This window comes from Ruegeria sp. BE9 (assembly GCF_056538765.1).
In genome coordinates this window covers 200,499-224,816 of the sequence record NZ_JBQFTS010000006.1, presented here as the reverse complement: position 1 = coordinate 224,816, position 24,318 = coordinate 200,499, and the positions used below count along the sequence as shown (strand labels likewise).

22 protein-coding genes are annotated in these 24,318 nt (G+C 52.8%); 11 read left to right on the top strand and 11 right to left on the bottom strand.

The window, feature by feature from the left end; translation table 11 throughout:
* Positions 1 to 49: 49 nt before the first annotated feature.
* Together ACR0EO_RS16720 and ACR0EO_RS16715 are read right to left on the bottom strand one after the other, a co-directional pair.
* Complete coding sequence (locus tag ACR0EO_RS16720) at positions 50 to 2,272, bottom strand: hybrid sensor histidine kinase/response regulator (protein WP_480691678.1); 2,223 nt, start codon at positions 2,270 to 2,272, stop codon at positions 50 to 52.
* 122 nt (positions 2,273 to 2,394) lie between these two features.
* On the bottom strand, positions 2,395 to 2,808 hold the full coding sequence (locus ACR0EO_RS16715) for a VOC family protein (RefSeq protein ID WP_480691676.1): 414 nt from the start codon (positions 2,806 to 2,808) through the stop codon (positions 2,395 to 2,397).
* A gap of 750 nt (positions 2,809 to 3,558) precedes the next feature.
* Between ACR0EO_RS16715 and ACR0EO_RS16710 the strand changes: the two genes are divergently transcribed.
* Complete coding sequence (locus ACR0EO_RS16710; protein WP_480691674.1) at positions 3,559 to 5,142, top strand: L,D-transpeptidase family protein; 1,584 nt, start codon at positions 3,559 to 3,561, stop codon at positions 5,140 to 5,142.
* 118 nt (positions 5,143 to 5,260) lie between these two features.
* Here ACR0EO_RS16710 and ACR0EO_RS16705 read toward each other — a convergent pair whose 3' ends face one another.
* A complete protein-coding gene (locus ACR0EO_RS16705; RefSeq protein WP_480691673.1) occupies positions 5,261 to 5,761 on the bottom strand; it encodes a hypothetical protein in 501 nt (166 codons plus the stop codon).
* 328 nt (positions 5,762 to 6,089) lie between these two features.
* Between ACR0EO_RS16705 and ACR0EO_RS16700 the strand changes: the two genes are divergently transcribed.
* Both ACR0EO_RS16700 and ACR0EO_RS16695 read left to right on the top strand, forming a co-directional pair.
* Positions 6,090 to 7,622: a phospholipase D family protein gene (locus ACR0EO_RS16700; RefSeq protein ID WP_480691671.1), complete on the top strand. Its 1,533-nt coding sequence runs from the start codon at positions 6,090 to 6,092 to the stop codon at positions 7,620 to 7,622.
* A 254-nt stretch (positions 7,623 to 7,876) separates the two neighbouring features.
* Positions 7,877 to 8,404, top strand: a complete 528-nt coding sequence (locus ACR0EO_RS16695) for an RNA 2'-phosphotransferase (RefSeq protein WP_480691670.1) — start codon at positions 7,877 to 7,879, stop codon at positions 8,402 to 8,404.
* A 188-nt stretch (positions 8,405 to 8,592) separates the two neighbouring features.
* On the opposite strand, the gene sigZ is transcribed toward ACR0EO_RS16695, so the two are convergent.
* A complete protein-coding gene (gene sigZ, locus ACR0EO_RS16690; RefSeq protein WP_480691668.1) occupies positions 8,593 to 9,150 on the bottom strand; it encodes an RNA polymerase sigma factor SigZ in 558 nt (185 codons plus the stop codon).
* Positions 9,151 to 9,281: 131 nt separating this feature from the next.
* On the opposite strand from sigZ, the gene ACR0EO_RS16685 reads away from it, so the two are divergent.
* The 8 genes from ACR0EO_RS16685 to ACR0EO_RS16650 all read left to right on the top strand — a co-directional run bounded on the left by ACR0EO_RS16685 (position 9,282) and on the right by ACR0EO_RS16650 (position 17,665).
* Positions 9,282 to 9,992: a glutathione S-transferase family protein gene (locus ACR0EO_RS16685; protein WP_480691666.1), complete on the top strand. Its 711-nt coding sequence runs from the start codon at positions 9,282 to 9,284 to the stop codon at positions 9,990 to 9,992.
* A gap of 86 nt (positions 9,993 to 10,078) precedes the next feature.
* Entirely contained in the window at positions 10,079 to 11,122 is a 1,044-nt protein-coding gene (locus ACR0EO_RS16680; protein ID WP_480691664.1) for a PLP-dependent cysteine synthase family protein, read from the top strand.
* 706 nt (positions 11,123 to 11,828) lie between these two features.
* Positions 11,829 to 13,019 carry a DegT/DnrJ/EryC1/StrS family aminotransferase gene (locus ACR0EO_RS16675; protein WP_480691759.1) on the top strand — a complete coding sequence of 397 codons (1,191 nt, stop codon included), beginning with the start codon at positions 11,829 to 11,831 and terminating at the stop codon, positions 13,017 to 13,019.
* Between the two features lie 14 nt (positions 13,020 to 13,033).
* On the top strand, positions 13,034 to 14,083 hold the full coding sequence (locus tag ACR0EO_RS16670) for an NAD-dependent epimerase/dehydratase family protein (protein WP_480691662.1): 1,050 nt from the start codon (positions 13,034 to 13,036) through the stop codon (positions 14,081 to 14,083).
* A gap of 12 nt (positions 14,084 to 14,095) precedes the next feature.
* The gene (locus ACR0EO_RS16665) at positions 14,096 to 15,088 is read left to right on the top strand and encodes a glycosyltransferase family 2 protein (protein WP_480691660.1); all 993 of its coding nucleotides are present in this window, start codon (positions 14,096 to 14,098) and stop codon (positions 15,086 to 15,088) included.
* A gap of 4 nt (positions 15,089 to 15,092) precedes the next feature.
* Positions 15,093 to 15,659, top strand: coding sequence for an acyltransferase (locus tag ACR0EO_RS16660; protein WP_480691658.1), 567 nt, complete (start codon positions 15,093 to 15,095; stop codon positions 15,657 to 15,659).
* A gap of 9 nt (positions 15,660 to 15,668) precedes the next feature.
* Positions 15,669 to 16,064 carry a GtrA family protein gene (locus ACR0EO_RS16655; RefSeq protein ID WP_480691656.1) on the top strand — a complete coding sequence of 132 codons (396 nt, stop codon included), beginning with the start codon at positions 15,669 to 15,671 and terminating at the stop codon, positions 16,062 to 16,064.
* The gene (locus ACR0EO_RS16650) at positions 16,061 to 17,665 is read left to right on the top strand and encodes a hypothetical protein (RefSeq protein ID WP_480691654.1); all 1,605 of its coding nucleotides are present in this window, start codon (positions 16,061 to 16,063) and stop codon (positions 17,663 to 17,665) included. The genes ACR0EO_RS16655 and ACR0EO_RS16650 overlap by 4 nt, the downstream gene beginning before the upstream one ends.
* Positions 17,666 to 17,910: 245 nt before the next feature.
* Here the strand turns inward: ACR0EO_RS16650 and otnC are convergent, their stop codons facing one another.
* From otnC to ACR0EO_RS16615, 7 genes are read right to left on the bottom strand one after another with little or no spacing between them, the layout of a single operon-like run.
* Complete coding sequence (gene otnC / locus ACR0EO_RS16645; RefSeq protein WP_480691652.1) at positions 17,911 to 18,552, bottom strand: 3-oxo-tetronate 4-phosphate decarboxylase; 642 nt, start codon at positions 18,550 to 18,552, stop codon at positions 17,911 to 17,913.
* Complete coding sequence (gene otnK / locus ACR0EO_RS16640) at positions 18,549 to 19,826, bottom strand: 3-oxo-tetronate kinase (RefSeq protein WP_480691650.1); 1,278 nt, start codon at positions 19,824 to 19,826, stop codon at positions 18,549 to 18,551. Before otnK ends, otnC begins: the two co-directional genes overlap by 4 nt.
* Positions 19,823 to 20,620, bottom strand: coding sequence for an N-acyl homoserine lactonase family protein (locus ACR0EO_RS16635; protein WP_480691649.1), 798 nt, complete (start codon positions 20,618 to 20,620; stop codon positions 19,823 to 19,825). The genes otnK and ACR0EO_RS16635 overlap by 4 nt, the downstream gene beginning before the upstream one ends.
* The gene (locus ACR0EO_RS16630; RefSeq protein WP_480691648.1) at positions 20,617 to 20,904 is read right to left on the bottom strand and encodes a putative quinol monooxygenase; all 288 of its coding nucleotides are present in this window, start codon (positions 20,902 to 20,904) and stop codon (positions 20,617 to 20,619) included. The genes ACR0EO_RS16635 and ACR0EO_RS16630 overlap by 4 nt, the downstream gene beginning before the upstream one ends.
* Positions 20,904 to 22,415 carry a tripartite tricarboxylate transporter permease gene (locus ACR0EO_RS16625; RefSeq protein WP_480691647.1) on the bottom strand — a complete coding sequence of 504 codons (1,512 nt, stop codon included), beginning with the start codon at positions 22,413 to 22,415 and terminating at the stop codon, positions 20,904 to 20,906. Before ACR0EO_RS16625 ends, ACR0EO_RS16630 begins: the two co-directional genes overlap by 1 nt.
* A gap of 4 nt (positions 22,416 to 22,419) precedes the next feature.
* The gene (locus ACR0EO_RS16620; protein ID WP_480691646.1) at positions 22,420 to 23,169 is read right to left on the bottom strand and encodes a hypothetical protein; all 750 of its coding nucleotides are present in this window, start codon (positions 23,167 to 23,169) and stop codon (positions 22,420 to 22,422) included.
* Positions 23,170 to 23,225: 56 nt separating this feature from the next.
* Positions 23,226 to 24,233 carry a Bug family tripartite tricarboxylate transporter substrate binding protein gene (locus ACR0EO_RS16615; protein ID WP_480691645.1) on the bottom strand — a complete coding sequence of 336 codons (1,008 nt, stop codon included), beginning with the start codon at positions 24,231 to 24,233 and terminating at the stop codon, positions 23,226 to 23,228.
* Positions 24,234 to 24,318: the final 85 nt, after the last annotated feature.

The following is a 24,318-nucleotide window of genomic DNA, read 5'->3' as shown; positions in this document are numbered from 1 at the left end:
CGTGGTGATTTGATACAGGTTAAAGTCTGTGAAGAGATGTTAAATTTTGTTACGATGCGCTTTGAACCAATGCCCGGATAATTCGAGCAAGATCCTGTACCTCAACGGGTTTTTGGACACGGACCGTTGAATCGCCTGCATCCGGAGTTTCGGCATCGTCAAAATAACTACTGACCAAAATTGTAGGCATCTCAGGACGCGTAGACCGGGCTGAACCAATCAGATCAGTGCCATTCAAACCAGGCATCATCAGATCCGTAACGACAACATCATAGCTGTCTGGCGCCGTGCGAAACGCGTCAAGTGCACGCTGGGGATCGGAATAAGCCTCGACCCGGTAACCATAGCGGGTCAGCAAACGGCGCGTGACGTACAGCACGTTTTCATCATCATCTACGAGCAACACATGCTCGTCCCCGGCGACCGCACGGACCTCAGCCTGCTGTTCAGAACTGAGTGCCGGCATCAGCGGATAAAACAAGCTAAACCGCGTGCCCTTACCGAGCTCAGATTGCAATTCGACCCGGCCACGAGATTCCTCAACACTATTATGAACAATGGTTAGGCCCAACCCGGTGCCCTTGCCCACCGGTTTAGTTGAAAAGAACGGCTCGAATACCTTCTGCTGCACCTCTTCGCTCATGCCCGGTCCGGTATCGGTGACATCCAATCGGACTACGCCGATCGCCTCATCCGGCAAATCGTCCAGCGCATTGTTTTCTGCCTGGCTGATCCGCAGAACAACTTCGCCTGGCTGATCGCCCATTGCCTCAAACGCGTTGTGGCACAGGTTCAAAAGGGTCTGGAAAAACAGGGTTGCGTCAAAATCGGAAAAGGCTGCGTCGATCTCAATGTCAAAACGGGTCTCGACGCTGGGCGGCGCGGAAACCTTGATCAGATCCAGAGCCTCTTGCGTCGCTTTCACCAAGTCGCCACGTTGCGGGTTGCGCGGACGCTGACGGGCAAAAGTCAGCATTTTGCGCACAAGAGCCTGTGCCCGGCGTGCAGCTATGCGGATATGGCTGACCGACGTCTGGACGTCATCGTTCCCTTCAGCATCCAATTCGATCAGATCGGCGTTGCCAATGACGCTCATCAGCACGTTGTTGAAGTCATGCGCGACCGAACCCGCAAGGATACTGACGGCCTCCATCTTTTGAACCTGGGCGAACTGTTCCCGTGTGCGGCGCGTTTCGGTGATGTCTTCACCGATACCGATGTAATGAGTGACAGCCCCGTTGTGGTCGACCAGCGGGAATATCGCGGTAGAAACCCAGAAATGCGTACCATCCTTGCGGAGGTTTCTGAACACGCCGTACCAGCTTTGACCACGTTTCAACCTGTCCTTCAGGTCTGCATAAACGCCTTGCCCAGAGTGCCCGGACTGCAACATTCTGGGTGAGTGGCCATAGACCTCATCTGCCGTATACCCGCTTAAGTCAAAGAATTTGCGGTTTGCATATTCGATCTTGAGGTCAGTATCCGTTATGAGGATCGAAGCTGGACTTTGCTCGACAGCGCGGGCCAGTTTTCTTTCAGCAAGCTCAACCTGTTCACGCAAGGCAAGCTCTGCCTTCAGACGCCTGTTGGTGCGCAGAATATTGGCGATCAGCAATGTGGTAAGTAGCGCGATCACTCCGACTAGAATGATCAGGCCGACCAGCAACACCGAGAAGTTCCGAACCAGCCGTTCGCCATCCGAAAACGCTCGAACCATGCCTGACAAGCTACGGTCACGTTCCTCGACCCAAAGGTTTTCTAATGTGGCCAGGGCTGCAAGCGCACTGCTATCGTCAACCCGTACAAGCGCATCAATTTCCTCGGCACTGAGGCCTGCTGCGATACCGTCCTCTATTAACGGGATGTTGCCGGTGTATTCTCGCGCTACCGCTTCAATCTGTTGTAACGCGTCCAGTTCGGTCTGCGACGGAGAGGAATTGCGATAGGCTTCAATCGTCGCCAACAGGCGGTCTGACTGCTGCCTGAGGATCGGACCGAAGTCCGGATTCTGACGCAACACGTAGTTCTTGAAATTGTGGATCAGGCCGCCGTAACCGAAATCTTCGCGAATATCCGAAATCCAATACCCGCGAGGCGTCGTTTCGGCTGAGTAACTATGCCAAGCCGTCCGCATCTCACCAATGCGGTTGCCGGTTTCCCGCGACATATAGAGAAACACTGACAAAATGATCGCCAGTGCAATCCCAATCGCAAACGCTACAGCCAGCGGCCGTTTCGGATATCCATCCACCGCTTCAGGGACGTTATTCATACCTGCACCTGACCAACCAGAACCTTGAGAACGGGTTTGTCACGTTTCGTCTGGCCGCGCCACGTTCGTCAGCGACGCACCCATTTGCCATCCTCAGCTTTGCCAAGCTCCAAACAATATGCCTAAACCGCCTGATGTACTTCGATAATGTTGCCTTCGGGATCTTGGAAGAAGACCTGATGCCATTCTTTCGCAAACGCAGTCCCGTAATCGGAATAGGGAACATCGTTTTCGTCCAACAATGCCTTGAAGGCCTCAATATCGTCTGTCCGAAAGGCAATGTGACCGTGTGAAACTGGGTTTATGGATTCGCCGTGCTTAAAGGCGACACCAAAATCCCGTTGGGCCAAATGCATCTGCATCTTTCCGTCAGTCGCAAACCGTATCTGACCACTGTATCCCTTTTCTTCGGTTTCTTTTGGCCGCGGAAAATTCTCGATCGGAATGTCATCCAATCCGAGAATGTCTGTATAGAACCGATGCAGCCCCTCAACGTTTTCTGAGACATAGTTGATGTGATGGAATTCCAGTTTCATTACAGCGTTTTCCTGATTTGCAGCGTATCTGAGCGGTGTTGATCAACCGCAGTCCAAGCGACGGCGCGAAATCCACATGCCGTGCTGATCTTAGTTTCTTTTGTAGTTGTGGCGTCTCGATCCCGCTGGCGTTGCCTAGCACAGACACTCAAGGTTTTCACCTACAGCCGCTATTAGAATTTGCCCTTATTACGCAAAAACCTCGCTCTGTCTTCGCACCCAACGTTGCAATAAATCCTAAGTTTTTCGTTTTTCGAGTTCTGCAACAGCGGCCTTTCCCACTGAAACAAAACCCGAGGACTCGAGTTAACTAGGCGTTGGGCCCACTGATTTTTTACGTTGAGACTAGCGATCCGTACGACACGGAAGTGTAAATTTTAAACCATTTCTCTCTGTTCAACGTAAAACAAATACCCGTGTGAGTGCGGGTACTATTTTGAGTACCTTTCGCATTGGTTAGCCCCGCGTCGTCTACAATGATCCCCAGGTGTCGATGCGGGGCGATTTCTTATGACAATCAGAAAATTGTTTAACCACGGCTGCAGACCCCTGCCCTATTTCGATCGGGCGTTGGAACCAGTGACTGATTGTGCTCAGCATGTTTGGATGAAAAGCCGTAAAGTCAAAAATTGTGATTTGAATATACATCATGTTGAAGTATCTTCTCACCTATAAACAACATATTGATCAGCAGCACAGGAGGGGATGGTGAGGCACATAAGGTCAGTCGTCTTAAGTACGCTATCTGCAATGTTGTTGATTTGCCCCAACTTAAGCCTTGCGAGCCAAGTCTCTGAACAGATTGCGGCATTGATCGGCAAAAGTGCGGACGTCAAAAACACGTTGCCTGACAGCAAGAGCCTGGATGCCGAGATTCTGGTGCCGCGTTTCTATCAAGAGAGGGATTATCAACCAGCTTGGACACGGCCTGAATTGGCCGACGAACTCTTTATAGAACTGGATAGCGCCGTTGAGCAGGGCTTTAGACCGGATGATTTCAAAGTTGCCGAACTTCGAGCCGCGTTTAGGTCGGCTCAAAGTGGTGGAGCCTCTGATCAGGCTTTGTTCGATATTCTCGCGACCGATGCAGCCGTAAAGCTCATCCATCATTTGGTGTTTGGAAAAGTTGACCCCAATGCGCTGGACGATGATTGGAATTTCTCGAAGCCAGTCATACAGCAAGATCCAGCAATCGTTTTGAGTCAGCACCTCCAAGGAGACGGATTTAGCGCACTGATTGAGCGCATCGACATCGACAACGCGCAATATGCGATGCTGGTAAGTGCTTTAAACAAATACAAAGCCATAGCTGCATTGGGCGGATGGACCAAAGTTCCCGAAGAAAACGCTCTGAAGCCAGATGTCGTGGATCCTGCCGTCGCAAGGCTGCGCGATAGGCTTGCTGCCGAGGGCTACGGTGAAGCGAGCGAATTACCTGAAGGCAACCAAGATGGCGTAAACCCAGCGTGGGTTTATGACGCAAGACTGGTGGAGGTCGTAAAGACTTTTCAGAACCGCCACGGACTGGAAGCGGACGGAGTCATAGGCGGCAAAACCTTCGCATCGCTCAACAAGCCTGTGGAAGATCGCATCAACAAACTGCGTCTGAGCCTTGAACGGGGCCGCTGGCTGATGCGGGAAGTCGATGAAGAATTTGTGTTGGTGAACATCGCAGGCGCCCGAACCTATTTGGTCAAGTCGGACGGCACGCTTTGGACCACCAGGTCAATTACAGGCTCCGCTTACCGAAAGACACCGATCTTTCGGGACGAAATCGAATATATGGAATTTAACCCAACCTGGACCGTTCCCGCCTCGATTTTCCGGAAGGATAAGCTTCAACGCATCCGCAAAGATCCGGCTTACCTAACGCGCAACAACTATATTGTTCGGACTAAAGACGGGCACACAATTCCACCTAATGCGGTGAATTGGGGGGCCAAAAATCCCGGTGTCACACTTGTTCAACAACCCGGCCCGGACAATGCTTTGGGATTGGTGAAGTTTATGTTTCCAAACAAATACGCAGTGTATTTGCACGACACCAACGACCGCAGTCTTTTTGACCGCAACGAGAGAAACCTCAGTTCAGGCTGTGTTCGACTGGAGTACCCGTTTGAATTTGCAAGTCTTCTGATGGAAGGCGTGCCGGGCTGGAATCGTCAAAAGATGCAATCCATTCTGGACAGCGGCAAGACAACCAGGGTCGAGCTTCCAGAACCAATGCCCGTTCTTCTCACCTACTGGACGGCATGGGTCGAAGACGGAAACGTTCATTTCCGCGAAGACCCCTATGAGCGGGATGACCGCATCCTGGCAGCATTGGATCGATGAACTCCGCTAGTTCGACGCAAAAGCGGCCGGTTTGTCCTGCAAGTTGGTTGGTCTTGGACTGCCGCCTAACTGATTTTGATTGAATGAAGAAAAGCTAGAAAGGGCTGGGTGGCCTGATTTAGCCTTTGAGCGGCTGAGGCTGCTCTGCCTGACATTCCAGAACCGCTTGGATTGCTTTTGCAGACCCGCTGAGATCCAGCGTCACCTCGGCTCCGCTTTCACCTGTAATCATCACGCTTTGCCTCTTTCCGAACTCGCTTACAAAGGCGGGGTTGTCGAAGTAGGCGTAACCACCGGGGACTCCATTCTTAAATGTTCCCACTGCATCCCCTGCAAATGTGGCATCACCAAAATCAAAGCGCACTATTCCGGTCACGCCTTCTTCGATTTGCTCCCAAGCAGGATTAAAGGCTGCGAAAAACCCACCCGCCTGATTGGGCGCAGCTCCGATCTCTACTGTCATCCCGTCTTCAAGCTGCTGCCATGCAAGACATCCATTGCCCTTTTCGGGATCGATCAAAATAGTCCAATCACCAGACTCGCCCCAACGCTCCATACCGGCGGCAGAAACAAATCCTGCAGAGAGCAGGAGGATCGCAGTCAGTACACTTCTGTTCATCTGGCACCTCAAATCCAAACCAAGACCTCGAAACTCAGCGAGGCTGATCATGCAAGAACACAAGAGAAAACTCGATAGCTTTGGTCCAAATTAATTCGTCTTTGCACGAAGATTCCAAATTGACTGCGATGGCCCCATACGTTCGCCTTTCCACAATGGGGAGCTTTCGCGGTGAGCAATCAGCGAGTCTTTAGGGTGACGCTCCAATTGGAGGAAAACCAAAAGACAACAGAGTTTTGTGCGCTGAAAACTTTCAGACCTTCTCGCAAGATTTTGATGTATCCTCGATATGTATAGTCAATTAGGAGAAGCTTTTGGGGGTAGAGAGATGAAGCCATGGATCGCCATGGTTCATATTTGTTTGGCGCTGGCTCTTGCTGCTTGCGCACCCAAAGTTCGCACGTACGAAAAAACCGTAACATCCCTAAAGCAATCACCCGCTAACAGCTCTCTTCAACGTGCGGCAAACAGGCTCGGAGACCCTAAGGACGGGCGTTCAGGCGTAAAACTGATCAGCGATGGAGAGCAAGCGCTTGTCTCAAGGTTGGTGCTGGCTGCTGAAGCCGAGCACACAATTGATGCCCAATACTACCTTTTGCACAACGACCCCACCGGCCACTTATTTGCAGCCAGCCTGCTTCGGGCCGCAGATCGGGGTGTACGTGTCAGGCTGCTGCTGGATGACATGGATACGTCCAGCTATGACGCAATGACTGCAGCCTTGGATCAACATGAAAACATTGAAATTCGGCTGTTCAATCCATTCTGGCGTGACCAAAGCCTGCTCTTTGCTGGCCTGACGGATTTCCAACGCATCAACCGAAGAATGCACAACAAGTCCATGACGGCCGACAACACGTTTACGATTGTCGGCGGTCGTAACATCGGAGCCGAGTATTTTCTGGCCAGAAAAGAAATGAACTACGCCGATCTGGACGTACTGGCCGCAGGCCCGGTCGTGAATGAGGTTTCAAAGAGCTTTGATGCATACTGGAACAGTGAATTTGCTGTGCCCGCGCGTGTCGTCATAGGAGAACCAGAAGACCTCAGCCTCGGCGATGCACGGCGAAGGCTCGACCAACTCGTCGAAGATGCGAAGCAAACGCAATATGGAGCTGCGCTGAGAAGGTCCGCCAAGGAAAACTTCTCGGATGGCGCGCTTTCGCTGGATTGGGTTTCCGCACGCCTCTACGCGGACCCTCCTTCAAAAGCCGCAGGAAAGGAGTCCGCTGACCCGATCCTTGCGTCTCAATTGCTGCCGTATTTCGAGAGCGCCGAAAGCGAAGTGAATATCGTTTCGGCATATTTTGTGCCACGCAATAACGGCGTTAAATGGATGACAGAGCTGGAAAATCGCGGCGTCGATGTGAAGGTTGTGACCAATTCGTTGGCCTCCAACGACGTTGCGCCGGTTTATGCACATTACGCCAAAAAACGCCGAGCATTGCTTCGTGGAGGCGTTGAACTCTATGAATTACGTCCGGACGCATATCAAGTTCAGCGGCGCGGCATAAATTGGGCACAGTCCCGCTCAGGCCTTCATTCCAAGGCGTTCGCGATCGACGACCGTTTTTTGTTTGTTGGGTCGTTCAATTGGGATCCACGTTCCGTAAACATCAACACCGAGATGGGAATACTTATCGACTCGCCCCAATTGGCCACCCAGACGATGCGCGCGCTAGACGATGCATTACCAGCATACACTTACAACGTGACGCTCGAGGAAGCGGGCCAGCTAAAGTGGAGTACGCGGCGCGAGGATGGAACTGTTGTTGAATATTCAGCGGAACCGACAGGCTCGACATGGGACCATATCGTGTCTGGGTTTCTGAGCATCCTGCCTATTGGGTCGCAGCTATAAAGCTTCTGGGGTCATGTAGTTGTTTGCATTGCCTCGCGCCGCAGAGGCCGAACGCGGAAGATCACTGCACTGACACCCAACAAAAGGAACCCAAGTGCAACGGGACGAGTCACAAAGATTATAAACCCGTTGCCGGATTAAGTTCGGGCCTGACGCGCGGCAGCCCTGCTTAAGGCCTTTTAAACCCCAGATCTTTTGTTGACACGCTGGTACCAAGGCTATCCAAATGCAGCGCAAAATTGAAAGCGCAGACCATGTCGAAACAGAGCAAGACATTATCCCGAATTCTGAGACACGAGCCGCAACTCGTGGGGTTATCCCTGATGCCGGGTGGATGGGTGCGTACCGAAGACCTGTTGCGCGGCATGAAACGGATTGGGTTGCCGCTGCGAATTGGAGAGTTGCGCGAAATCGTCGAGGGCAATGACAAGAAACGATTCACGCTGTCAGATGATGGAACACTTATAAGAGCAGCCCAGGGGCACTCGATTGAGGTCGACTTGGGATTGGATGCTGTCACACCACCACAAACCTTGTTTCACGGCACCGCCCGGTCCAACCTCGACAGCATTTTCGCCGAAGGGCTCAAACCCGGCAAACGGCAACAAGTCCACCTTTCGCTGGACCCGGACACAGCCGAAAAAGTTGGGCAGCGGCACGGCAAGCCGGTGGTTCTTCGCGTCGACACTGGCGGTATGCACAACGCCGGGCATCAGTTCTTTCGTGCAGACAATGGTGTTTGGCTGACAGATACTGTCCCCGTTAGTTTTATAGGCTTCTGATCACTACCCGCATTCAAAGGCAGGTACGCCAAAGCAGTCGACCTGACAGATGCAGACAAGGGTTGGTTCAACCAAAGGGTCGAGTAATTAGGCTGGGATACCAATGATCACCCCTTGCAAGCCGTCGATGCCTTGCTGAGGCTTGTGGCACGGATGCGTTGGTTCAAAAAGACATGCTCTTGGGGGGGTCAACACCCACCACATTCGCCACCCTTGCGGTCGTAGCCAACTATGTTTCCCTTTTGGTCCAGAGAAAACTCACAGCAATCCTCAAATAGCTTGCGTAGTTGCCGACGGCTTGCCTGAACTTGGGACTTAAGGGTTGAGTAACTAATGCCGACCTTGGCTGCATAGTCTTTTTGCGAAACACCCTGCAGGTCAATCTGCTGTAGCAGTTTGCCCATTTCGGGCGGCAAAGCGTCCAGAAAGGGTTCCACACACCCCTCCAGTACATGTTGATCATCTTCAGCCAAATTGCTGTACCAAAGATCGTCTGGGTGCACGGGCTTTTGCCGCCCCCTGTTCCGGTAAAAGTCGATGATCGTGTTGTTCGCAATTTGGAACAACCATGCTTTCAGGTTTTCAACCCCTTCAAGGTCACTCAAATTCTTGTGGGTTTTCAGCAAGATTTCCTGGAGTAGGTCTTCAGCATCCTCGCGGTTTGCGACTTTTGAGCGAAGAAAGGACAACAGGCTGGCCCGATACTCTGACCAAACATGCTCAAGATCTGGCGCCGCTTGTGTCATTGATTTTCGCCTCTGTTCTCTCACTTTTTAGTATTTATGATCAATGAGTTGATAAATACACCTCAAAACAGATCGTCTTTTTTGGCAGCCGTTCGTCTTACAGGTTAGATCAACCAAGAAGGACTACACCAATGATCAAGATCGTCAGTTTCAAGATCTGCCCGTTTGTTCAGCGCGTAACTGCTATGCTCGAAGCCAAGCACGTCCCTTACGATATTGAATACATCGACTTAAAGAACAAGCCCACGTGGTTTCTGGATATATCGCCCACCGGCCAGGTTCCAGTATTGATAACCGAAAGCGGGCAACCGTTATTCGAGTCAGATGCAATCGTAGAGTATATCGACGAAATTACTGCCCCGCTTCAGGCTGACCTTACCCCCGAGCAGCGCGCAATTAACCGCGCCTGGAGCTATCAGGCGACCAAACACTATTTGGTTCAATGCAGCACCATGCAAAGCAACGACAAAGGTGTGCTGGACGAACGCTTGGTCAAGCTCAACAAGTCCTTCGAAAAGGTCGAGCGGCAGTTGGGACATGGGCCTTATTTCTCTGGCGATAGTTTGGGGAACGTGGACATTGCGTGGCTGCCCCTTCTTCACCGTGCAGCAATTGTTGAGGACCACAACGGCTACGACATGTTAGCCGGATTTCCCAAGGTTAAGGCTTGGCAACAAACGCTTTTGAACAGTGGAATACCCGCGAAATCAGTGCCTGAGGATTTTCTAACGAAGTTCTCAGACTTCTATCTCGCCGATCGGACATGGCTAGGACGTGGGGCCAATCTGAACGAAGCGCCTTGCGAACCCAGGCAACCCAAATCGGGCGGGTGCTGCGGCTGACACTCCCCATCAACCCCGCCCATTTGCCAACTGCAAGTGGGCGGGCGCATAGTTGAACCAGGCAAGGCTACAAAAGTGAGCGTGAAATGGACAAATGGGTTGCAGAGGCCATCGCAAAGATCAATGCAGACGCACATAGGTCAGCGGACACGCACTTATTCAAGCTGCCAGTTCCACATCTGGATGGCGTTGACATCTATCTAAAGGACGAAAGTACGCACCCAACCGGTAGTTTGAAACATCGATTAGCCCGGTCTTTGTTCCTTTACGCGTTGTGCAACGGCAAGATCAAAAAAGACACGACGATCATAGAGGCGTCCTCCGGCAGCACCGCAGTTTCTGAGGCCTACTTTGCGCGTATGATTGGCCTGCCCTTTGTTGCGGTGATCCCCAAAAGCACAGCACACAGCAAAATCAAGCTGATCGAGTTTTACGGAGGCCAGACGCATTTCGTGGATTCCGCACCTGAAATGCACGGCACTTCTGTGGAATTGGCTGAGGCCATTGGTGGTTACTTTATGGATCAGTTCACCTATGCCGAACGCGCTACTGACTGGCGCGGAAACAACAACATTGCCGAGAGCATTTTCCGCCAAATGGAATATGAGCCGCACCCGGTGCCAACAATGTTGGTGATGAGCGCTGGCACCGGTGGGACTTCGGCAACACTGGGGCGGTTCATACGATACAAAGGGTATGATACATCTCTGACGGTCGTCGATCCTGAGAATTCTGTATTCTATGACAGCTACTTGACCGGAGATCGCACCCTTAAGTCTGACACTTCTAGCAGGATCGAGGGCATCGGCCGGCCCAAGGTTGAAAACTCATTCCAACCGGATGTCATCGACCGAATGATCAAAGTCCCGGATCCAGCAAGTGTCGCAACCATGCTTTGGCTGGAAAAAAGGATCGGGCGACGTGCGGGAGCATCTACTGGAACCAATTTATGGGGAGCGTTGCTGATCGCCAATGAGATGAGGCGCAACAACCGGCAGGGCTCAATCGTCACACTGCTATGCGACAGTGGGGATCGATACCTTGATACGTATTACAATCCAGAGTGGGTTGGTGCGCATATCGGCGATCTCGGGCCATTTACTGAAATTCTCAACCAAGAAATGCGCTAGGAACAACCTTGCCTTCCATTTATTACGGCCTCTGTTGACTGTTTACCGGTCGGACCATTCCGCAGGACTGTTTGTGATTTCGATCCAAGGCTTAGATTTTTACGGATATGATCGTGTTCGCAGAGTTGTCCTACCGCGACCTAAAAGGTCATTGTTGAACGAGGCCCACACCGAGCCGCTGAGCCGTACAAAACGCCAATACGGATTCTCAAAAGGCTCGTAGGCGCAATAAATGAAACAACAGTTTTTGCTGGATCGACACGGCCTCTGCTAAGGTAAAGGTGTTTGTGATTAACTCCGTTTGGCCGCCAACAAATGCGACAACCGAAGCGTTGCAGAGAGTGCTATCTGCTTATCAAGCAAATCAATCAATCGGCGCCTAACACTCATAAATTACAAGAAATCCAAATCCATTTTACACCGCTCAGCCAGAGCGGATTATTGGTCGTAAATGGCTTTCAAAGATCAAAGGCCGTTTGGCAGCCACGGTTCTGTACTTACTACTGTATCAACTCAGAATTGACCCATTCGACTGTTTGCAATTTGAGATCAAACGCACCCGAAGCCACAGATTGTGTCGCCGAAAATCACAGCTCCGCCATTTTCTTACCTTGTTTCACCTCTAGCGTCGGCAGTGCGAGCGTTAAATTGTGGCTCGAATCTTAAGTATAGCCATCAAACCGTGGCAGAGTTCAGTTCAGTGACCATGTGTAAAGAGATTGCCCAGTTAAGCCCTCATAAAACAAAAGCTCCCGAACCTATTCCGTTCTATCGACACGGGCTGGACCGCACAGACAGTGAAAAGATCGGGGCGATTCTTGCTTCTCCGATACTCACATCTGGACAAGTGGGGCGCGACGTCGAAGCGCAATTGTGCGAGTTCTACAACGCCTCCGGCGCGAAGTTGACGAACAGCTGGACCAATGGCGCCGTCGCCGTTCTGTTGGCCATGGAAATCGGGCCGGGTGACGAAGTCATCGTCCCAGCCATGACCTTTATCGCCAGCACCAATGTGGTTGAGTTAGTTGGCGCCACACCCGTGTTCGTCGATGTCGACCCTGCGACGCAACTGATTGATCTTGATGCAGTTCGCGCGGCCCTGACACCGCGGACCAAGGTGATCATTCCTGTGCATCTCTATGGACAAATGGTAGATGTGCAGCGCCTTCGCCAAATTGCTGGCCCCGATATTCATATCGTTGAAGACTGTGCGCACGCCTTTGAAAGCCAACTCTTCAACACACGACCTGCCGCTTATTCTGATGCTGCAATCTTTTCGTTCTATGCCACCAAGAACGTCACATGTGGCGAAGGTGGTGCGATCGTTTCGAACAATGAACAACTTATGGCGGAGGTCCGGCAGACTGTCCTGCACGGTATGAGCGCGGGCGCAGACCGCCGATTTGAGGGCGCTCATTACAGGCACTGGGAGATGGCACGCCTAGGAACCAAAGCCAACCTGCCCGACATTCTCGCCGCGCTTTTGCCAGAGCAGATCCGCAAGGTGGAAGAGCGCAGGTTACAGCGCGAGGCGCTGGTGCAACGATATCGTAACGCATTCTCGGAATTGCCGAATTTGTCTCTTGTAGCGGAAGTGAAGGAATGCGTCTCTGCACACCATCTCTTTGCAGTCGGTGCTCCGCTTGGTGCACGCGACCGTGTGATGCACGAACTGAATACAGCTGGGGTTGGAGCCACGGTCAATTATCGGGCTATCCACACGATGCAATATTACGAAAAGAAATATCGCATTCCCAAAGACGCCCTCCCCAACGCCTACGAATGGGGAGAACGAACGTTAAGCCTGCCGCTGTTTCCCGGACTTTCCTCGGATGAACAATCCCGGGTCATTTCTGTCGTCGACAAAATCTTCAGCGCGCTGGACAAACCTTTATAATATCTGGATTTATCATGAGCAGTCCTCAACTCCACGGAAAATCAGTTCTTGTCACCGGCGCCGGGGGATACATTGGCTGTGTCCTTACCGACATGCTTCTAAACGAGGGTGCGAGGGTCATAGCATTTGACCGTTTCTTCTTCGGAGAGCGAACTCTGGTGAATGGCTATCAATCGAATTCAGAGGAACTAAAGCTCATTAAAAAGGATATTCGCGACGCCGAAGAATCCGATTTTGAAGGGGTCGATATTGTGATCGACCTTGCGGCCCTGTCGAATGACCCCTCAGGTGACCTCGAACCTGAATTGACCTGGGCTATCAACTCTACCGGACGCCGGCACTTGGCGAACATGGCTAAGGCAGCGGGGGTGAAACGCTTTGTGATGTCATCGACCTGCTCAATCTATGGCGCGGCAGAAAACCATTTGTGTGACGAAACGACTTCGGCGAACCCGCTTAGCGTCTACGCAAAGTCAAACTATGAATGCGAACAAGCCGTGCGGGGCATGAACTCGGCCAACTTCACTACGTGCGCCTTGCGCAACGCAACCGTGTTTGGCCTGTCCCGCAGGATGCGATTTGATCTGGTCGTAAATCTGATGACGCTGTCCGCATTCGAAAAGGGCCAGATTACGATTATGGGCGGCGGCCGACAGTGGCGCCCACTGGTACACGTCAAGGACGTTGCCCAAGCCTTGATCAAGCTTGCGACAGCTGACGCTAACGTCGTCGGTGGTGAGATCTATAACGTAGGTATCGGCAATTTTCAGGTTAAGACCATAGCAGCTATTATCCGCGAAGTTCTTCCGTTCCCCATTCAGCTTCAGATCGCACCAGACGACCCGGATCGCCGGGACTATGCCGTCAATTTTGGTCGGTTAAAGAAAGACTTGGGCTTCGAGGCGCAGTACGACATCGAGTATGGCGTCAAAGAGATCTACGAAGGCCTGAAACTGGGCCAGATCGAGAATGGACCGCGGTGCTCTACTGTGGGTTGGTATCGCCACCTGCTTGAAGCGAGATCCATCCTTCAGGAAGTCGAGCTGAATGGCCGACTGTTCTAACGGAGGCACGTCATGACCCACATTGCCTGTATTGTTCCAGTATTGAACGAAGCGCCGAACATAGACGAACTTGTCAATCGTCTGGTTTCTGCCTTGGGTTCCATCACTACGAACTTCCGTGTGATTATCGTGGATGACGGCTCGACAGACGAAACATGGCGCAAGTTGTCAGTCCACTCCGAAGAGGATGCACGGGTTTGTGGCATACGTCTTTCGCGCAACTTTGGGCAGCACACAGCAATTACCGCGGGTCTTGATGCCGCTGACGCTGATTGGGTCATCGTGATGGATGGGGATTTGCAGGATCGGCCAGAGGTTATCCCTGATCTTTATGAAAAAGCGCAGGAGGGGCATCAGGTCGTTTTTGTACAGCGCAAAGACCGTCCTGAGGGCAAGCTCTATATGGCAATGCAAAGGTTGTTCTACGGCACGCTGCGCCGTTTGACGAATACAACCTATGATGGCTCACATGGGAATTTCTCAATCATTTCCCGCGATGTTCTGAACCAGTACAAAGATTTCTCAGAAAGCGGTCGCTTTTATGGTGGGCTTGTCGATTGGCTGGGCTTCGAACGCGTGAGCATCGAGGCGAAGCACGGAGAGCGTTTTGCCGGCAAGCCGTCTTACAATTTCCTAAAACGTTTCCGCTTTGCCAAAAACATAGTCCTTTCCTTTTCCACCAAACCACTGGAACTCACGCTATCGATAGGCCTGTTGGTAACCTTGGGCGCGCTGTCGTTTGGGTTTGTTACTCTGCTCAGGGCTTACTTCTTCGGTTATTCGATTGAAGGCTGGGCGAGCCTTATGGTCTCAATCTATTTCCTTGGCGGTGTACAGATGATCATGATCGGTATGGTCGGTCTTTATGTCGGCCGCATTTCTGACGAGGTAAAGGGGCGTCCTGGCTATGTGGCACGCGACCGATTGGGGTTTTGCGAAATCGGGGAACAATCTGATTCCTCCGATCAAAGCAAGAGCCGTTCGGACTTGTTGGTAGCGGAGTGACCAGATGGGATACCTCAGCGAGGATGACCTGCGGGCGTTGGGGTTTGCCCGGCTCGGGGAAAACGTAAAGATCAGCGACAAAGCAGCAATTTACGATGCGGAACGTATTGAGATCGGCGACAATTGCCGCGTCGACGATTTCTCGACCCTGTCGGGTACGATCACGATGGGGCGCAACGTGATGATTTCGGCCTTATGCCATGTCGCAGGTGGCACACCTGGCGTTGAGTTGGCGGATTTCGCCACGCTCGCATACGGCGTGAAAGTCATGAGCCAAAGCGACGACTACTCGGGCGCGACGATGACGGGACCAACTGTGCCGGCCGAGTTCAAACGCGAGATAAAAGAAAAGTCGCGCCTAGGTCTCCACGTCATTGTCGGAACAAACAGCGTGGTCCTGCCGGGTGTCGATGTGGCAGATGGCTGTTCGGTTGGCGCGATGTCATTGGTCACCAAATCTACTAAGCCTTGGGGCGTGTATGCTGGCTGCCCAGTGCGGCGACTGAAGGATCGGAAGAAAGACCTCCTGGCACTCGAACGCGCTTATCGCGCGACCGATCCGCATAGCTAGGAGACGCTGATGGACTTCGTCCGCAAACCAACAGCGCTCTTTAGTCAGCTGACAAGATACGGCCTGTTTGGAACTTTGCTGAACGTAGGCCTCTATGTGGCTTACTTGTGCCTGACAGCCGTACACCTTTCGCCGCCGATTGCGTCAACAATAGTGTTTGTGTTGGGCATACCCTTGTCTCTGATGGTGCATGGGCGGCTGACCTTTCGCGTACCCGGAGTAAACACGCGACGAAAGTTGCTTTTTGCTTGCGGATACATCGTTGGGTACACGGTGCAGATGGGAGTTTTGATCGGTCTCTACCGCGGATTGGGTGTACCGCACCAACTTGCTCAGCTTTGCGCGATTATCGGCGTCGCACTGGTACTGTTTTTCTATCAACGCCACGTAGTCTTTCAGCAATGAGGGCCTCCGTCGGCTATATCAAGGGCGCGATCCCGGTTGAGGCGATGGCTCTCATCGGGGGGCTTTTTGCTCTGCTTTTGATCAACTTACAGCTTTGGGGTATCGATGCCGCCCCACTGATAGATTGGCCGAACCATCTTGCCCGGCATATCCTGCAGTGCGGTGGGCCCGGAGCAGACTTGATCGGGCGGTACTACGAGTATGACTTGGAGATCGTTCCAAATCTCACCTCAGACCTAATCCACACGCTGGATGTTGCCTGCAGAAATCCCGAGATCACCCAGAAGGTTCTCATCCAAGCCTCAAGTATAGGGGTGGTCCTGTCGACTGTCGTGTTGAACCGAGCGATCTGGGGGACTTTCTCGGTCTGGCCGGTGATCTCTGGATTGATCATGCATCATATGTCATGGGCTTACGGTTTCGAGAATTTTACTCTGACCATTCCAATCACGCTATTGGTTCTCGCTTTTTGGTTCGCCTTTGCAAATCAAAGCACAGTGATCCGCCTCATGTTGCTTTGGCCCTTGGCCGTTGGTCTATATGTCCTGCATATCTACGCTTTTGCCTTTTTGCTCTTGGTGGTTGGCTGCCTAGAGATAGAACGTCTTTGGACCGCGGGCGTCTCAAAAAGCACATGGCGATCAACGATCACCACATTTGCTCTGCTTGTCTTGATCGCAGCCTTTCCAGCATTTCACACGATTACGTCAATAAATTCGTCGCCTGAAATACAAGCAACGCAGTGGCAGCATGGGGGACTCTCCACGCTTATCAAAACGTTGATTTCGCCGTTTTCCGGGTTCAGTGACCCAACTCAGTCCAACCAGGCGATGTTTTCTGGTGTTGCCGCGCTGTTAGCATTTGCCTTAATCTGCTCGGGTTTAAGCAGGTACAGCAAGGGAATGACCATAGACCCGCGCGTGCGGCACATCCTTCCTGTTTTATTGTTGGCTACCTTGGTTGCGCCCAATAATTTCTTTGGGGTCTTCTTTTCCAATATCCGCATTCCGGTTCTGGTATTGGCGCTTTTGATTGCCGCGACTCGGGTTGCAATGCCAACTCGAGTTGTTTGGGCTTTTACCAGCGCTGTAATGATCGCTGTCGCTCTAAAGACCGGTTGGATCGCTTCCAAATGGCGTATCCACGATGAACAGGTTGCCGAACTGAGACAGGCCGCAGATTTCCTCAAACCAACAGATCACTTGCTTGTCCTCAGAGAAGCGAGGAACGAGCCGGTTATCCTCCATTCCCACAGCGCATCATATTTGGTGCGTGATCGGGGTAGCTATTGGATGGGGTTGTTTACCGGTGGGAACTCACTCTCGCCGCGCCCGGAATATGCACAACGCGATCACACCCAGCCTTTTCCCTTTTATTGGCGCTATCTAGACTCCGACTACCAAGACCTACCCCTCTTTAACGAAGGAGGTCTGTTGTACCAGTGGCCAACGTTTTATACCCACGCTCTACTGTTGTTCGACCCGGAAACAGATCGGCCGGACGCTTCTGCTTTGGGGGATGTGCTTTCGTCAGGTTCATTCTTTACTATCTACCAAATCTCTCCGGCTACGGCCGAAGATGGAACAATTTCAAAGTTCTGAACGCGACGCGTAACCTCCGCAATCGAACCGAAATCACATGGCTGGCGCGACACGCAACTTGAAGGGTCAGAAGGCCGGGTTTCGTGCGTTAATCATCAATGTCAAAGTGCGCTCGTAACACTACATTTCCCACGCTGAGTTTATTCAGGAAAATCTAGGAAGTTTGCCCAAAACTGTGCGCGGCTTTCACGGATAACTTTGCGCGATCCTCCGAAAGTACTCACAGTTACCATTTTGGTGTGGGTTTAAATCCTTCCGAATGTTTCCTTAAGTTCCGCGACTTGTGCTGCATCCAACATCCGGGTTGGCATACCGCGTAAAGCCACGAGCAGCTTGGCCGTTTCTTCCAGCTCTTCTGCTGCACAGACCGCCGAGAAGAGGTTCTTTCCCGATACGACGGGTCCGTGATTGGCCAACAGAACAGCACTATAATTGCCACCCAGTTCACGGATCAAATCACCGGATTTCGGATCACCCGGCTTGACGTATGGAACCAGTTTGACCGTGCCGACACGCATCACCACGTATGGTGTAAGCGGTGGAATACAGTCATTGGGATCCGTGTCTTCCAGACAGGACAGAGCAGTGGCCCACGTCGAGTGCAGATGAACCACAGCACCCGCTTCCGGTCTTGTCTCATAAAAGGCTTGATGCAGAAAAACCTCTTTGGTCGGCTTATCCCCCGAGACGTGGTTCCCATCAAAATCAATCTTAGCGATGCGCTGGGGGTCGATATCGCCCAAGGTGCTATTGGTTGGCGTCATAAGTATTCCGTCTTTCAGACGCGCGGAGACATTGCCCGCAGTGCCAACGGAAAAGCCGCGCGCAAACAGCGAGGCGCACAGTTCCGACATCTGCTGTCGCAGCGCCAGTTCTTCAGAACTCATCTGCCTGCCTCCATCACGCTGAGCGCTTTAGCGAAGAAATCCTGAGCGCCAAAGTTCCCAGACTTTAGAGCCATCGCAATCGGTTTAGTTTTTCCAATACTCAGGACTGGCACGCCCGGGTCAATCTCTGGTCCGATTGACATTGCGGGCGAACCCAAGCTTTCAGACACGGCCTGAGAAACTGCGCCAGACGTCTCCCCTCCAGCTACAACCAGACGAGTGAAACCTGTCTGCAAAAGTTCCCTTGCTGTTTCCGCAAAGAGATTGTCCAGCTTTTCCGCAACTGCTTCCTGACCGAATTGACTTTGGATCGCGCGCACCTCTTCCGGGCTTCCTGATGAGTAGGCGAGCGGGGCCGCACCTGAATGAGTTTCAAAGAAATCCAGAAGCGTTTGCGTGGTCACATCCCCGGACATGACACCCGGAACATCGATTGCGAACGTCGGATTGGATTCCGCATGAACATCGATCTGACCGCGTGTCGCACCTGAACAAGACCCTGCAAGGATCGCGGCAGGCCCGGCGATACCGGTGAACTCATTGCCAGTAATTTTGGATGGGGCCTCTCTGCGGAAATTCCTAGGTAGCCCCAGCGCTATCCCCGATCCACCGGTAATGAGCTTGGCGTCTTTTAGAGACCCACCCCACGCCAACAGATCTTCGTCCGAAATCGCATCGCCGATCACAAATCGTTCCTCGGCGCACTGCAAAGCAGCAGCAATCGCCTCCGGTCCTTGCTTCACGGCGTCAATAGAAACCAACCCGACCGCTTCTTCGGTCTGATGCTGCAACCATCGCCTGATGTTCGCATCCGTCATCGGAGTAAGAGGGTGATTTTCCATCCCCGACTCGTGCAACAACTCACCAAGTACAAAGAGATGACCGTAATAGACAGTACGCCCCGTTGTCGGAAAGGCCGGGCAGAAAACCACCTTTTGCGCACTCAGTTCATTGGCCAACGCTTCCGCAACGGGGCCGATGTTTCCTTCCTTTGTGGAATCGAAAGTCGAGCAATATTTGAAGATGAACTGCTGGCATCCTTGATCTTTAAGCCACCGCAGAGCCCGCAGGCTGTCCGCAACAGCTTCTTCGACAGGTGCGGTGCGGCTTTTGAGCGAGATCACACCCGCTTCGATCTCTTCGTTGGCCGGGGCAGTCGGAATACCCGGAAACTGAGCCGTTCGTAATCCACCTTCCGGCTCCACGCCCTTTGCCAGGGTGTTCGCGATATCACTCGCACCGGTAAAGTCGTCCGCTATGACACCGATTTTCATAGTTCAATGTCCCTCGTCGGACCTGAATCCAGCCTATGGATATGTGGTGCCGCACCGATGGGAAACACCTCTCGCACAAGTGGATCATGGCCGGGTACGATAAGCCGAGGATGCGAGGCCAACCTCTCGAGTGTCTCGAAACCATCCATCATGTCTTGCAGGTCGACGACGATGGGAAAGGCTTTGCGCGCCATGAAATTCTCATAGTAATGCGACGCATCTGAGGCCAGAACCATCCACCCGGCTGCTGTCTTTACGCGAACGCACTGCAACCCACGCGAATGCCCCCCGATACAGTGCACGGTCACACCATCTGCTATCTCGGCTTCTCCATCGTAGAACACAACCTTCCCTGAATAGAGACGCTTTACCACCTCGCAAACATGGCCTGCCGTGAAAGGCGCACGCAGGTGGTCAAGGCACATGCACGGGCCGGTGGCGAAGGCCATTTCCGCCGATTGCATGTGTAACTTCGCGTTTGGGAACATATGCAGCCCCCCCGCGTGATCATAGTGAAGATGGGTCACGATGATGTCTGTCACGGCTTCCGGCGAAATGCCTAAAGGCTGCAATGCCTCGCGTGGGTCCATTGCAATGGGACGACCACGGGCAGCTGCCTCATCGGAATCGTAGCCGGTATCAACCAGAATGATTTCGCTGCCGCGTTTGAGCACCCACACAAAATAATCCATCGCATGAGGTGCATCGTGATTGTCATCGACGATGAAGCTATCGCGTCGTGTGCGGGCATTGCGATCCGCGTATTTGACGGCGTGGATTTCCCAATCGTTCATCGGATGACCTCGGAATACTGGTTAACTGTCTTCGTGGCGATCATATCAGTCACAGCCGCATCAAAGGATTTGAAATGCTCGCTTTCCAGGTGGGCGGAGAACGCCTCGCTGTCATCATAGACCTCATAGAGGAAAATAGTCTCGGGATCGCCGCCGAGGCAAACGTCAAACTGCTGACATCCGGGTTCTTCACGCAAAGAGGTTGAAGCGTTTTCGACCATTAGAGGCAAAAAGCTGCCCCGCGTTCCGGGCTTGAGAGTGAAGGTCACAGTAACTGCAAACATCAGACAGAAATTCCTTTTAGGCGTGAGAAAGCGCGTTTTGCGACGGGCAATTGGCTGAGGATCAGACCAATGTTGAGCACCAGCAGAATGGCGGCACCCGGTCGCGAAAAGAAGACCGATAGATCCCCGTCCGACAAGAACAGCGACCGGCGGAAGGTTTCGTCAAACAGGCTTCCTAGAATAACACCGATCACCAACGGGGCGATTGGGTATTTCATCAGGTTCATGAAATAGGCAACAGCGCCGACACCAAGCATCAGGTAGAGATCATTGATGCCACCACCGACACTGAAGGACCCGATTGTTGTCAGGACCATCACGACCGGCAAGAAGATGGTCTGCGGGATGGCGAGTATTTTGATAAAGACCCGAGCGGTAAAAAGCCCCATCAGGAACATCGTCAGGGATGCAAGTACAAGGATTGCAACCACGCGCAGAATGATCTCGGGATCAATCGTCGGCCCCGGTATCACATTGTTAATCTTGAAAGCGCCCATCAAAGCGGCGGCGGGTGGTGAACCGGGGATGCCCAACACCAAAAGAGGGATCAGCGCGCCGCCAATACAGGCGTTGTTTGCGGTCTCAGAGCACAGCAGACCTTCCAAGGACCCTTTTCCGTACTTGTCGCCCTCGGCGGATACGGTCTTTCCAACGCCGTAACTGACCCAACCGGCCACATCTTCTCCAACGCCAGGAAGCGCCCCTACCCCAGTCCCAATCACTCCTGATCGGCCAATTGTCGGTAGGTAGCGTCGAATAGAGCTGAGGTTTGGAAGGATACGACCTTTAAGCGCCAAAACTTTTCCGGCCTCGACGTGCCTCAAACCGTCGATGATTTGGGGGATCGCAAAGGCCCCCATCAAAACTGGCACGACCTGAAATCCGCTCATCAAGTACGACCAACCAAAGGTATAGCGCGGTTCAGACAACAGAGGGTCAAGCCCCACCATGGATATCGCAAGCCCGATCAGCCCGGCGATCCATCCCTTAATAACCAGGTCTTCGCTCATCAAAGTGCCAGAAAGCAAAATGCCGAACAGGGCCAGCAACGCTTTCTCCGGGCTTGCGATGTTCTTTGAAACCAATAGCAACGCCCAGACGAAAATCAAAAGCGTGATGGTCCCGATAACTGTGCCAATGAAGCTGGCCGTCGTGGTCAATCCTAGTGCCTCGCCACCTCGACCCGCTTTGGCCAAGGGATAGCCATCCATGGCCGTCGCCGCGCTGGCTGCCGTGCCCGGAATGTTCAGTAGGATTGACGGGTAGGAGCCACCGTAAATCGCGCCAACATAGGCCCCGAGCAAAGCAATGAGCGAATAGTCCAATGGGATCTTGTTGCCGAAAAAACCTGTCAGGATCGTCACCGCGAGCGTTGCCGTAAGTCCGGGCAACGCACCGAATGTGATGCCCAGAAATACGGATGCAATCAGATACAGGTAGGTCAGCGGGTCCACTGCGAGACCAACGAACGCCGCCCCAAATCCAGCCAGTTGCGATAGGATAAAGTCCATCCGGTCAGTCTTTCCATAACGGACGAAGCGTCACGTAATAGCGGTATTCGATTTGCTTGAAGATCAGCCCGCCGCGCGCGGGCACGTTCTGTCGGAAAACAAAGGCCATCGCGCAAACAAGGATCAGCGGGGCCAATATCGCGACCAACGGAACGAACCGCAAAACGCGTTCGGTAGTCGCTTTGGTCAGCACCAACAGCGTCAACGCGACCCATACGGCCAATGTAAACCAATCATCACCGTGTGCATTCCAATCCGCCTGAGCAGGAAACACGGCGAACGCAAACAAACCGGCGACGACAACTGCGATACAAGCCATCAAAGCACGCCGCGCGTGACCGCCGTAGTAGCCGTAAGTCAAAGCTGTAATCAGCAAGCCAGAACACAGAATGAAGTCCACTCTTGGAACCAACCCAACGACATATGCAAGAAGGATCAGTCCTATGGTTGTAGCTCGATAGGCTTCAGACTTATCCCATCCCAACCCTAAAGAACTGAGCGCGTGTTGGGCTCCACCTGCACGGATCGAAATAGCCAACAAAACGAAGGACAAGCCAAGCAATCCACCGAAGATGAACAGCGGAACAATTGCAGCCGAGTTGTACCAATCAGATCCACTTACACCTGCGCGGTTTTCACCCCAAAGCGGGATGTCCGACGTCTTCCAAAGGAAAAAAACGGACACTGCTATCAGAACAATCGCGGCCCAAAAGTCGCGCGTCCGCATGACCAGTGTTTCGTCAGGTTTGTCCATGCCTGCCTCCCGTGGGAAAGGGCGCGATCAAGCGCGCCCTTCCAAAAGTGATCGGATTAGGGCTTCTCGATACCCAGCGAGGCCGGATCGACCGTGGCTGCGCCCAGATCCTGCAAGGTATAGGCAAAGGTAGCCTCGAGGTTCGCAAACAACTCTTGAGCCTCTTCGCCGTGTTGACCACCGACATCATAATTGTTTGCAGAGGCCCATTCAGCGACGGTGTCGGAGGCAATCGCTTGCTCGAAGGCATCACCAAGCGCGGCCTTTACGTCGTCCCCGGCTGAACTGTGAACTGCAAACCCGATGGCCTGTTTGAGTGGCAGATACTGATCGAGGCCGTCATAGATGCCAAAGGCAGATGGCACCGTAACTCCTGCAATCTGAGCATCTTCGGGCGTGAGCATCGCAAGTGGTTTCAACTGACCGCCTTCGATCAAGGGTGCCTGTTCAGCCAGCGAAGTCACAACCAACGCAACCTCGCCCGCTATCGCTGCTTCCTGACCTGGTGCCGAGCCTTTGTATGGAACAAATTTGAATTCAGCCTCGGACCCCTTCTCGATGGCCAGAAGGTTCAAATGGTGGATCGAACCTGCGCCTGAAGCCGCAGCTGGAATAGTGCCAGGAGCAGCTTTTGCGGCGTCGACCAGCTCTTCCAGAGTATTGTAAGGGCTGTCTGCCGGGACCGAGATCAGATCAGGCGATCCGCCAACAATGAACGGATACCAGAAATCAAATTTCTTGTCCCAACCACCCTGCACAGCAGCGGTGACATTCGACTCTGATAGACCAACCAATGTGTAGCCATCATCTGGTTGGTTCATGACGTAGACCATACCGTTGGAGCCTGCGACCCCACCAGTTTGATTGATCACATTAATCGAGACCGGAAGGTGCTTTTCCATTTCGGCCATGATCATACGGTTGATCGTGTCCGTGCCGCCACCGGCCCCCCAGACCACAGCTGTGGTGATATCGCGATAGGGGTAATCCTGCGCGGAAACTGCCCCCGCGATCCCGGTCGCCATCACGGCTGCGGCCGCCAACCGCCCTAGCTTCAGTTTCATTTCCAAGTCCTCCCAAAACAACTTCGCGTTTATTGTTGCATTTATTTGCGTATACATTAAAGAATGCATTGTCAACGGACTGTAG

Bases quoted from the DNA above. Each gene is read 5' to 3' on its own strand.
- ACR0EO_RS16720 (WP_480691678.1), bottom strand. From the start codon at position 2,272: ATGAATAACGTCCCTGAAGCGGTGGATGGATATCCGAAACGGCCGCTG.
- ACR0EO_RS16715 (WP_480691676.1), bottom strand. From the start codon at position 2,808: ATGAAACTGGAATTCCATCACATCAACTATGTCTCAGAAAACGTTGAG.
- ACR0EO_RS16710 (WP_480691674.1), top strand. From the start codon at position 3,559: ATGTTGTTGATTTGCCCCAACTTAAGCCTTGCGAGCCAAGTCTCTGAA.
- ACR0EO_RS16705 (WP_480691673.1), bottom strand. From the start codon at position 5,761: ATGAACAGAAGTGTACTGACTGCGATCCTCCTGCTCTCTGCAGGATTT.
- ACR0EO_RS16700 (WP_480691671.1), top strand. From the start codon at position 6,090: ATGAAGCCATGGATCGCCATGGTTCATATTTGTTTGGCGCTGGCTCTT.
- ACR0EO_RS16695 (WP_480691670.1), top strand. From the start codon at position 7,877: ATGTCGAAACAGAGCAAGACATTATCCCGAATTCTGAGACACGAGCCG.
- sigZ (WP_480691668.1), bottom strand. From the start codon at position 9,150: ATGACACAAGCGGCGCCAGATCTTGAGCATGTTTGGTCAGAGTATCGG.
- ACR0EO_RS16685 (WP_480691666.1), top strand. From the start codon at position 9,282: ATGATCAAGATCGTCAGTTTCAAGATCTGCCCGTTTGTTCAGCGCGTA.
- ACR0EO_RS16680 (WP_480691664.1), top strand. From the start codon at position 10,079: ATGGACAAATGGGTTGCAGAGGCCATCGCAAAGATCAATGCAGACGCA.
- ACR0EO_RS16675 (WP_480691759.1), top strand. From the start codon at position 11,829: ATGTGTAAAGAGATTGCCCAGTTAAGCCCTCATAAAACAAAAGCTCCC.
- ACR0EO_RS16670 (WP_480691662.1), top strand. From the start codon at position 13,034: ATGAGCAGTCCTCAACTCCACGGAAAATCAGTTCTTGTCACCGGCGCC.
- ACR0EO_RS16665 (WP_480691660.1), top strand. From the start codon at position 14,096: ATGACCCACATTGCCTGTATTGTTCCAGTATTGAACGAAGCGCCGAAC.
- ACR0EO_RS16660 (WP_480691658.1), top strand. From the start codon at position 15,093: ATGGGATACCTCAGCGAGGATGACCTGCGGGCGTTGGGGTTTGCCCGG.
- ACR0EO_RS16655 (WP_480691656.1), top strand. From the start codon at position 15,669: ATGGACTTCGTCCGCAAACCAACAGCGCTCTTTAGTCAGCTGACAAGA.
- ACR0EO_RS16650 (WP_480691654.1), top strand. From the start codon at position 16,061: ATGAGGGCCTCCGTCGGCTATATCAAGGGCGCGATCCCGGTTGAGGCG.
- otnC (WP_480691652.1), bottom strand. From the start codon at position 18,552: ATGAGTTCTGAAGAACTGGCGCTGCGACAGCAGATGTCGGAACTGTGC.
- otnK (WP_480691650.1), bottom strand. From the start codon at position 19,826: ATGAAAATCGGTGTCATAGCGGACGACTTTACCGGTGCGAGTGATATC.
- ACR0EO_RS16635 (WP_480691649.1), bottom strand. From the start codon at position 20,620: ATGAACGATTGGGAAATCCACGCCGTCAAATACGCGGATCGCAATGCC.
- ACR0EO_RS16630 (WP_480691648.1), bottom strand. From the start codon at position 20,904: ATGTTTGCAGTTACTGTGACCTTCACTCTCAAGCCCGGAACGCGGGGC.
- ACR0EO_RS16625 (WP_480691647.1), bottom strand. From the start codon at position 22,415: ATGGACTTTATCCTATCGCAACTGGCTGGATTTGGGGCGGCGTTCGTT.
- ACR0EO_RS16620 (WP_480691646.1), bottom strand. From the start codon at position 23,169: ATGGACAAACCTGACGAAACACTGGTCATGCGGACGCGCGACTTTTGG.
- ACR0EO_RS16615 (WP_480691645.1), bottom strand. From the start codon at position 24,233: ATGAAACTGAAGCTAGGGCGGTTGGCGGCCGCAGCCGTGATGGCGACC.